The following is a 9,739-nucleotide window of genomic DNA, read 5'->3' on the forward strand; positions in this document are numbered from 1 at the left end:
TCATGCCCAAGCCCCGCCACCGCCTGTCCTACCGTGTCGGCATGGGGACCGAGCGCGAACCCGGACGCGACTACGGGCCGCCGGCCGAAGCCAAGCGGGCCCGGGTTCACCAGGGACCGGTCGGATTGCGCCACTGGGACCGGGACCGAGCGTTCTATGGCTACACGCTGTTTTCCAGCGCGTTCGGCAACAGTCAGTACCTGGTGGACATGAACGGGCGCGTCGTGCACGAGTGGCCGGTGGTCCACTCGCAGTGGGCCGAGCTCGATGACGACGGGACCCTCTTCTGGGACAACTACTTCGGCGGGATCTTCGAATCCGACGTGGACGGAAACGTGACCTGGGGCTGGCACGGCCGAACCCACCACGACTTTCACCGCTACGGGGACGGTTCCATCCTGACGCTTTACCAGAAAGACCGCTGGCGGGAAGAAATCTTCGCGGGCGGCCCGATCCAGGACGACCTGCTCATCAAGCTGGACCGTGACACCCGCGTGCACTGGGAGTGGTGGCTTTCGGACCACGTTGACGAGCTCTGCGCGTTGAGCGGGTTGGAATTGCCGCAATTGCGCGCCGACTGGGCCCACACCAACACGATCACCGTTCTGCCCGATACGCCGGTGGGCCGGGCCGACGGGCGCTTCCGGGCCGGCAACTTCCTGCTCTCGCACCGCCAGCTGGATGTCGTTTCGGTGGTCGACCAGGACTCGCATGCGATCGTCTGGGCCTGGGGACTGGGCACCCTGGACGGCCAGCACCAGTCGCAGATGACGCCGGAAGGGAACATTCTGCTGTTTGACAACGGCACCCGGCGGGGCTGGTCCAGCGTGCGCGAATTCGACCCCCGCGATCCCGACAAAATGATCTGGGAATACTCCGACGGGGAGAATTTCTTCTCGCCGTTCCGGGCCGGCCAACAGCGCCTGCCCAACGGCAACACCCTTATCTGCGAATCCGACTGCGGGCACCTGTTCGAAGTAACCCGGTCGGGCGAGATTGTCTGGGACTACTACAGTCCCTTCTTCGGCGGCCAATACATAAACGTTTACCGCGCCACGCGCTACCCGCCCGAACACGTCGAGCCCTGGCTGGAGCCGGAAATCGTGGCCTATTCACGCCACGGCAGGCGCTGATCGCCGGGCCCGACCCTTCATCGGGCCGCGCCCCTGGCCGGCGATCCTTTACCTTTCGGTCCGGGCTTACCTTGATCGCGGTTGCTACAGCCACGCCGCCGCGATCGCCTTCCACGCCAGCTTCGCCATATTTCCCATGCTGCTGGCCCTGGCCGCGCTGCTGGCCACCTTCGACGAAAGCGGACAGGTCTACCGCCGCCTGCTGACCTTGGCCGAATCAAACCTGAATTTGGACCTTTCGATCCTGCCGGAGAATTCGGTTTTTTCGCCGGCCGGCACCCCGGCCGCCCTAGCCCTGGCCGCCGCGGCGCTCATCTGGACGGCGTTGCAGATAGTCAGCGCCGCGCGGCGCGGCCTGGAAGCGGCCTGGCGGGTGCCCAACCGATCGTTCCTGGCCGATTTCGGCGCCGAACTGGGCGGGTCGCTGGCCATGCTGGCCATCGCGATCCTGGCCGGCGGTCTGATCTCGCTGCTCGAGTTGCCGCGGCTGCTGATCGGCGAGGTATTCGGCCGCGGCGACATGGTGGCCGTCTTCGAGAGCTGGCTGTATCGGGGTCTGGTCGAAGTCCTCTCGGTGGCCTTGGCGTTCGCCGCCACCTGGGTGCTGTACCTGATCCTGGCGGGGCGTAGCTCGAACGCACGCACTTCGCTGCCGGGCGCAATTTTCTTCGCCGCCAGCATCCCGGTCCTAAAAATCGGCTTCTGGGCCTACTTCGAGTTGTTCGACCAATTCGAGGTCATCTACGGATCGATCGCCTCGTTCGTGGCGGTGCTCTTGTGGATATTCCTGATCGCGCACGTTTTCCTGCTCGGCGGGGTAATCAGCGAGGTCGCCAGCGGTTCTTCGCCGGTTGCGGAGAGGGCTTCCGGGGCGGGCGGTTCCTAGAATCTGATTCGCTTTCAAAAGTCTGATCCCACTGATATGGAAAAGGGGCGGTAGCCGTATGATCCAGACCAGCTCGCGAGTATTGGCGGCGGCCGACCCGCAGGCCGCTCTCTACAACTTCGTCGGCGGCGAATGGGTCGCGGCCTCGGCGGCCGAGAAGATCGTGGTCGAGAACCCCGCAACCGGGGTCCCGATCGCGGCCGTGCCCGATTCGAACCGCGACGACGTGGACGCCTGCGTGGCCGCCGCGCTTGATGCCTTCTCGCGCTGGCGCAAGGTGCCGGCAGTCGATCGCGCCCAGCACCTCTTCCGGTTCAAGCACCTGCTCGAGGAAGAATTCGAGGAGATTGCCCGAATCGTGACCCTGGAGCACGGCAAAACTTTGGCCGAATCGCGCGGCGAGGTGCGGCGGGCGATCGAAAACGTCGATGTGGCGGTCGGAGTGCCGACGATGATGCAGGGGCGCAACCTGGAGGATGTCGCCCGCGGGATCGACGAATACGCGGTCCGCCAGCCGCTGGGCGTGTTTGCCGCGATTGCCCCCTTCAACTTCCCGGCGATGGTGCCCTTCTGGTTCGTCCCCTACGCCATCGCCACCGGCAATTCGTTCATCGTCAAACCTTCCGAGCAGACACCGCTGTCGCAGGTTTTCCTGGCCGAACTGGCCGACCGGGCCGGGCTGCCGGGCGGAGTGCTCAGCATCCTCCACGGCGGGCGCCGCACCGGCGAGGCGCTGCTAGAGCATCCCGACGTCCAGGGAATCTCGTTCGTCGGCTCCACTCCGGTGGCGCGCTCGGTCTACCAATCCGGCACCGCCAACGGCAAGCGGGTGCAGGCCCAGGGCGGGGCCAAGAACTACATCGTGCTCATGCCCGACGCCGAGATGGAACCTTCGCTCGACAACATCCTCGAGTCGGCTTACGGCTGCGCCGGACAGCGCTGCCTCGCCGGATCGGTCGTGGTAGCGGTCGGCGACGCATACGAGGTGGCCCGCCGGCGACTGACCGAGAAGGCCGAGGCTCTGGTGGTCGGCGACGGCTTCGAGGATGAGACCGGCATGGGACCGGTGATCTCGGCGAAGAGCCGGGCGCGCATCCTCGAATACATCGACGCCGGAGTCCGCGAGGGAGCCGAGCTCCTGGTTGACGGGCGCGGCCAGGCGGTGGCCGGCCGCGACGGCGGACACTTTCTGGGCCCGACCCTGATGGCCGGGGTCAATCCCGACATGGTGGTGGCCAACGACGAGATCTTCGGCCCGGTGCTTTGCCTGATGCCGGCCGGCGATCTGGACGAGGCGATCGAGGTGATCGACCGGGTGCCATTCGGCAACATGGCCTGCATCTTCACCGGTTCCGGCAAGGCGGCGCGCCAGTTCTCGTCCGAGGTCCGCGCCGGCAACATCGGGGTCAACATCGGAGTCGCCGCGCCGATGGCGTTTTTCCACTTCGGCGGAATGAAGGACTCTTTCTTCGGCGACCTGCACGCCCAGGCCGAGGATTCGATACGCTTCTTCACCGAGGACAAGATCGTAGTCTCGCGCTGGTTCTAGCGCGGACCGGGCAAGTGCCTGCCCGGACCAACTAGTAGTAGGGAAAGAATCCGGCGATGAAACTGCGCGAGAACGTCTACCTGGTCGGCGGCGGCTACATGGGGATGGGGATCTCCTACGTCGGCGACTGTCACATCTACCTTTTGCACGACGGGAACGCGGGCGCGCTGATCGATGCCGGCTACGGGTTCGAACCCGAGCAGATCATGCAAAACATCCGCGTCGACGGGATCGACCCGGATTCGGTCGAATCGCTGATCCTCACCCATTGCCACGGCGACCATTCGGGCGGAGCGGCCTGGCTCATGGAAAACCTGGGCCTGCGGGCGATCGTTCCCGGCGGGACGCGGGCCTGGCTCGAGGAGGGGGACGAGGACGCGATCAACCTGACCAGGGCGCGCGCGGCGGGACGCTACCCGCCCGACTACCGCTTCCAGACTTTTCCGGTCGAGCGCGAAGTCGGCGCCGGCGACCGGATCGCGGTGGGGAACCTGGACCTGGAGGTTTTCGCAACTCCGGGACACGCCAACCCGCACAACGCCTATCTGCTGCGGGACGGGTCAGAGACCTTTCTTTTCTCCGGCGACCTGGTATTTGCAAACGGCGACGTGGTGCTCAATTTCGCTCCTGAGACTTCCCCCTGGCAGCTCGGCAACAGCCTCGGTCAGTTCCGCGACTTCGGTCTGACCGGGTTATTTCCGGGACATCACGGGATTTCGCTCAAGTACGGCCAGCAGCACATCGACGCGGCATTGGCCAAGTTCGACACCCTGACCGTGCCCCGCAACATGATGAGTTGACCGCGCCCGGCGGCACGCCAGAATCCGGCAGCGTGCGGAACTAGCCCTAGACGCTTGCCCCCCATAGCTCAGGGGAAAGAGCAGTGGTTTCCTAAACCATGCGCGCAGGTTCGAATCCTGCTGGGGGGACCTCATAGCGATGCCACTCGGGTCGGAGACGCCCGCGCCCTCGGGTTCGATCCGGGCGGAAGGACATCTCCGGCCGGATCCAAGCTCGGCAAACCCTCGGGCTAGGTAACGCGGACCGGGTGCGGGAGGGGTTGGTTGAACAGGTACCCCTTGGCGTTGAACGGCACTTCGGCAGGTTGGAAATTGCCCGCCGCATCGGTTGCCCGGGTCATGATCGAATGCTCGCCCGGGGTCGCGTTCCAGTAGAACTCGAATCGGGCCCACGAATAGTCCGGCTGCGAGTCGGTCAGCTCCGCCTCGAACCAATTGGCCCCGGAATCGGGACTCCATTGCACGCGCTCGATCGGGCCCATCGGGGATTGGGCGAATCCGCGCAAGCGGGTCCGGCCGGCGGCGAGCCGGGCCGGCCAGGGCAGCGCCAGGGCGCTCTTTATCACCTGGTCGTGGACCGGATCGCCTTGCGCCGGCGCGCGGGCCGGAAAGCGGTCGCCGATGAGCACGTAGGAGGTCGTGTTGGTACGGCCGAATATCGGTCGGCGCGCGACCTCGATCCGGCCGAGCCACTTGACGCTGGCGGCCCCCACCCAGCCCGGCACCAGGGCGCGCAGCGGAAAGCCGTGATCGCGCGGCAGCGGCTGCCCGTTAAGCGAGTAGGCCACCAGCGTGTCTGGATGCATCGCCTTCGCCATCGGCAGCACGTAGCGGAACCCCTGCTCGGGGGATTCCAGGTCAAGTCCCACCAGCTGGGCGCTCACCGCCCGGTCGCTGACGCCGGCCAGAGTGAGCACCTCGCGCAGCGGAGTCCCAGCCCATTCGCCATTACCGATGGCCCCGGTCATCCACTGCGTGCCGGAAGCCATTTGGCCGTTGATTAGATCGAACATCGCGCGGTGATTGCCGGCGCACTCCAAGTAGGCGGTTAGTTTGCGGACCGGCAGTTCGCGAATCTGATCGTAGGAGAGCTCCAAGGGCGTGCCGACCGCGTCGCCGGCAATCTGCAGCCGCCACTCGGACGCGGCCAGATCCAGACTGCGGGAGTTGTTGCGCACGAAGAATTGGTGCGCGGGCGTGATGAGGCCCTGCAGGCTCGCCAGCCGGGCCTCCAGGTTTTGCCCGTCGTGCTGAATGAACGGCGCCGGGTCCTTGAACCAGCCTTCGGGCGAGTCGGCGACGCCATCGGCGGGCGGCTCGGTATGTCGCGGCTGGGGATCGGATTGGCAGGCGGCAATCACTGCGGCGGCCCCGCCGATCGACAACAGCCGCAGGAACGAACGGCGACTCATCCCGTGCGCCCGCGCCAATTCCCACAATTGCCTGTGCCGACCGCCTCGTCGATTGTCAGATTGGACCTGGGGGCCTTCCGGCTTATGGAGCATCTGCCCTCGGCATGCTGTAGCCGACCCGCGGCTTGGTGAAGATGTATTTCGGATTGTCGGCGTCGTCGCCTAGTTTGTTGCGGATTGCGCTAATGGCGGTGCGCATCGGTCGAATGTCGGCGTCGCCGGAAGAGCCCCATACCCGCCGCAGCAGGTGCTGATAGGTGAGGATTCGACCCGGGTTGGCCGACAGCTCGGCCAGCAACTGGTACTGTTTCGGGGTCAGCTCGACCGGTTCCCCTTCAAGCGAAACGACCCTTTCCGCGTGGTCGATGACCAAGGCTCCCGCCTTATACGGGAATGGCGAAACGGCGGTAGTCCGCCTTTGCAACGCCGCCTTGATGCGCGCCACGATCTCGGTGGGCGAGAAGGGCTTAACCACGTAATCGTCGGCGCCCAATTCAAACGCCCTGGCAACGAGTTGGTCCTGGCCGTACGCGGACACGAATATCACCGGTATGTCGCTGAATTCCTTGATGCGCTTCATCAGTTCGGTGCCGTCGGTTCCGGAGAGCATCAAGTCCAGGAGCGCCAAGTGGGGGGAATGCTCCTCGGCGAGAAGGAGCGCGTTGTGCGGATCCCCGGTCGCCACGACCTCGTATCCCGATTTGACTAGGGCGTCACGAACGTATCTGAGCGCCTGGTTGTCGCTGTCGACGGCCAGGATGCGCACCGGTTCTCGATCCGAACCGCGGGCCGGCCGATGCGATGTCTCCGGAATCTGAGTCGGCGCAAATAAGCGCGGTTCGTTTACCGTCGGCAGTGTAAATGTAAAGCTGGCGCCCAACCCCGGCCCGGAGCTCTCGGCCCAAATCCGGCCGCCGTGCGCCTCCACTATGCCCTTGCAAACCGCCAGGCTCAGTCCGGTGTCGGGCATCTGCTTCTCGCCCCTGGTAAGGGAAAACTTGCGAAACAGGTGCGGCAAGCTTTCGCCCGCAATCCCGGTGCCCTCGTCTGCGACCGATACCAATACGTGCAGATCGCCCGGCGCCGCGCCGATCCTTATCGTGGACGACTGCGGCGAGTGCCTTACCGAGTTGGTCAGAAGGGTGTCGATCACTTGGGCAATTCGCGATCTGTCGGCCATCACCAGGGGCAGGTCCGGGTGGACCTCGGTTAGGAGGTCGTGCCGACTGTCGCCGGCGCGGAACCTCTGCTCCAGCTCCGCCAGCAGGGCGGCCAGGTCGGTCGGCACCGGGGCGATTGGCAGTGAACCCGTCTCGATGTGGGCCACGTCGAGCAAGTCGGCGATCAGCGCCCGAATCCGCTCCGACTGTTCGAGGATGATTTGATGAAACTGCCCGATCTCGGCCGGGTGCAGATCCGTCGACTCGTTCAGCAGGGTCGACGCCGAACCCCTGACCGCGGCCAGCGGCGTGCGCAGCTCGTGACTTACCCGCGCCAGGAATTCGGCCCGCATCCGCTCGAGCTCTTCCAGCGGCGACATGTCTTGCACGGTCACGACATATGTCTCGACCTCGCCGGTCCCGGAATGGGTCGGGGTCGCATTCACGAGGGCGGTCAGGTTCCGCCCGTCGGGCACCTGGAAGTACAACTCCTCGGCGCGGACCGTCTCCCCGGAGACCATCATCTGGGCGATTGGCACCTCATCCAGGGATACCTCCCGTCCGTCCGCGCGGCGGACCGTCAGCGTCTCCAAGAGGTGTTCCGGGGGCTCGCCGGGCGCGCAGAGGCCGTCCATGATGCGCACCGCCTCGCGATTGAAGGACAGCGGCTCGCCGGTGCCGGCATCGAATACGGCCACCCCCACCGGGCACGTGCTAATCAGCGTCTCCAAATCGGTCCTGGTTCGCTGCTCATCGCGATACCGGCGGGCGTTGGCGATTACCAGCGCCGCATGCGCGGCGAACATTACCAGGATTTCTTCGTCTTCCTCTGAAAACTCTTTCTCTTCGCGGTCGTGGCCCAGGTAAATGATTCCCGCCGACTCGCCCCGGTGCAGGATGGGCGCCGCAAGGCCGGACCAGACCCTCATCGGGAGGCGGCCGTCCAGGCTCGCCGAAGTCGCGTACTGGAAATAGTTATCCACGCGGATGGCGCCGGGGAGCCTCCTGAAGTGTTCGAATATCCGCTGACCGTCGGGGTGGGAGACTATCTGCCGGTGCTCGTCGTCACTGGTCCCGGACGTGAGCACGGCGTCCAGTCCGCCGGCCGCGTCGGTGGTGGCGATGACCCCGTAGCGGGCGTTGGCCAGGTAGCAGGCGCTGTCGATGACTTCCTGGAGGACGACGTTGAAATCAAGGCTTTCATTGATGCGCACGCTGGCTTGACTCAACCTGGTTAGCCGTTCGCGCATGGCCCGGATTTCGCCTTTGAGGGTTTCTTCGCGATTCACGTTTCATCCCTGGTTGGTCGCCTGCGCTAGGCGTGCCTGTTCAAAATCCCTGAACTTGCGTCCCTGACGAAGAGGGAGCAATGGGATTGATGGGATATCTTGACATGAATGTGACACGATTCGTATGAATTTGGACAGTTCTTGACGAAAAAGTTACACAGTGTTTAGAAAATGACACAAAGCTCCCAGTTTTGGACCGAGAACCGGTTGCTTTGACCGGTGGCGCGCACCTGGTCGGCGACCGCCAACTATGAGGGGGCCGGCGCGGACCGGGCCGTTGAATTCGGATCTGGGACGCGGTCTCTGTTGGGATTGCCTCGCCTGCCGCATGGCCCGCGGTGATAGTCGAGTCCTACCTAAATCACCGATTCAGGCTAGGACTCTGAATCCGCGCCGCCTCGGTTGCCTGAATCGCCTGACCCGTTCCCGAACAATCCCTGGCCCGCGCCTGCGCTGAATTGACAGGACCCGGCAGCTTGCGATCTCCGGATCACTTGGAGTGCCGACGGAGCGGTTGTTCGCTGTACATTGCGACATCTACTAGGTCGCACACCACGGGAGGATCCGTTTGGCGGCAGCGATTTCGATCCATGACGTATACGAAGCCCGCAAGCGGATTGGTCCATACATAACACGGACTCCGCTGCACCACTATGCGCAGCTCGACCAGTTGATCGGAGCTGAGGTCCACGTCAAGCATGAAAACCACCAGGCGATCGGGGTCTTCAAGATACGTGGCGCGCTCAACGTGATCGCTCAGCTTACCGATGAGGAAAAGCAGCGTGGCGTGGTCTGCGCCTCGACCGGTAATTTCGGACAGGGTATCGCCTACGCCGCCGCGGTGTTCGGCGTCCGGTCGACGGTGGTCGTGCCGGAAGGCGCCAATCCGGACAAATGTGCGTCGATGCGGCTGCTGGGGGCGGAGGTGGTGCACTTCGGCGCAAATTTCGATGCGTGCCGGGGGCTTTGTGAGCAGCTTGTCTCGACCGAGGGCCGTGTCTACATCCACTCGGCCGACGAGCCCAGGCTAATTCCCGGAGTCGCCACCCTGGCGCTGGAAATCATCGAAGACCTGCCGGAAGTCGAAGCAATCGTCGTGCCGGTTGGCGGGGGGAGCGGCGCGTGCGGCGCGTGCGTAGTCGCCGACGCCCTGAATCCCGATGTTCGCGTTATCGGAGTCCAGGCCGAAAAGGCTCCCGGAGCTTACCTGTCCTGGAAGTCCGGCGAGATCGTGGAAGCGAAGATGCAGACCATCGCCGAGGGGCTGTCGACGACCATGGGGTTCGAGTTGACGCAGGCGATCATGCGCAAATTGATGGACGAATTCGTACTTGTTTCGGAAGAGGAATTGGTCGGGGCGGTTGGCCTTTACCTGGAAACCACGCACAACCTGGCCGAACACGCCGGGGCCGCGCCCCTGGCGGCGGCCATAAAAATCAAGGACCGGTTGGCCGGCAAGAAGGACTCTCTACGGTTTGTCAAGTCCAATTTGGATGAGGCTGGAAAAGGG

Annotated in this window: 7 protein-coding genes and 1 tRNA gene; 6 read left to right on the forward strand and 2 right to left on the reverse strand. The window is 64.4% G+C overall.

Annotation, left to right across the window (positions count from 1 at the left end; genetic code table 11):
• The first annotated feature begins 2 nt into the window (after positions 1-2).
• From F4X41_10110 to F4X41_10130, 5 genes are all read left to right on the forward strand, one after another.
• Complete coding sequence (locus F4X41_10110) at positions 3-1,133, forward strand: hypothetical protein (GenBank protein ID MYB17362.1); 1,131 nt, start codon at positions 3-5, stop codon at positions 1,131-1,133.
• Positions 1,111-2,019: a YihY/virulence factor BrkB family protein gene (locus F4X41_10115; GenBank protein MYB17363.1), complete on the forward strand. Its 909-nt coding sequence runs from the start codon at positions 1,111-1,113 to the stop codon at positions 2,017-2,019. The genes F4X41_10110 and F4X41_10115 overlap by 23 nt, the downstream gene beginning before the upstream one ends.
• A gap of 58 nt (positions 2,020-2,077) precedes the next feature.
• A complete protein-coding gene (locus F4X41_10120) occupies positions 2,078-3,568 on the forward strand; it encodes a CoA-acylating methylmalonate-semialdehyde dehydrogenase (GenBank protein MYB17364.1) in 1,491 nt (496 codons plus the stop codon).
• A gap of 56 nt (positions 3,569-3,624) precedes the next feature.
• Positions 3,625-4,368, forward strand: coding sequence for an MBL fold metallo-hydrolase (locus tag F4X41_10125; GenBank protein ID MYB17365.1), 744 nt, complete (start codon positions 3,625-3,627; stop codon positions 4,366-4,368).
• Between the two features lie 57 nt (positions 4,369-4,425).
• Positions 4,426-4,497 (forward strand) — tRNA-Arg (locus tag F4X41_10130).
• Between the two features lie 101 nt (positions 4,498-4,598).
• Here F4X41_10130 and F4X41_10135 read toward each other — a convergent pair.
• Entirely contained in the window at positions 4,599-5,873 is a 1,275-nt protein-coding gene (locus F4X41_10135; GenBank protein MYB17366.1) for a sulfite oxidase, read from the reverse strand.
• On the reverse strand, positions 5,863-8,229 hold the full coding sequence (locus tag F4X41_10140; GenBank protein MYB17367.1) for a response regulator: 2,367 nt from the start codon (positions 8,227-8,229) through the stop codon (positions 5,863-5,865). The genes F4X41_10135 and F4X41_10140 overlap by 11 nt, the downstream gene beginning before the upstream one ends.
• A 562-nt stretch (positions 8,230-8,791) precedes the next feature.
• On the opposite strand from F4X41_10140, the gene F4X41_10145 reads away from it, so the two are divergent.
• The coding region (locus F4X41_10145; GenBank protein ID MYB17368.1) for a threonine/serine dehydratase at positions 8,792-9,739 on the forward strand (948 nt) is incomplete at its 3' end.

It is taken from the genome of Chloroflexota bacterium, from assembly GCA_009840625.1.
Classification (GTDB): Bacteria; Chloroflexota; UBA11872; order UBA11872; family VXNJ01; genus VXNJ01.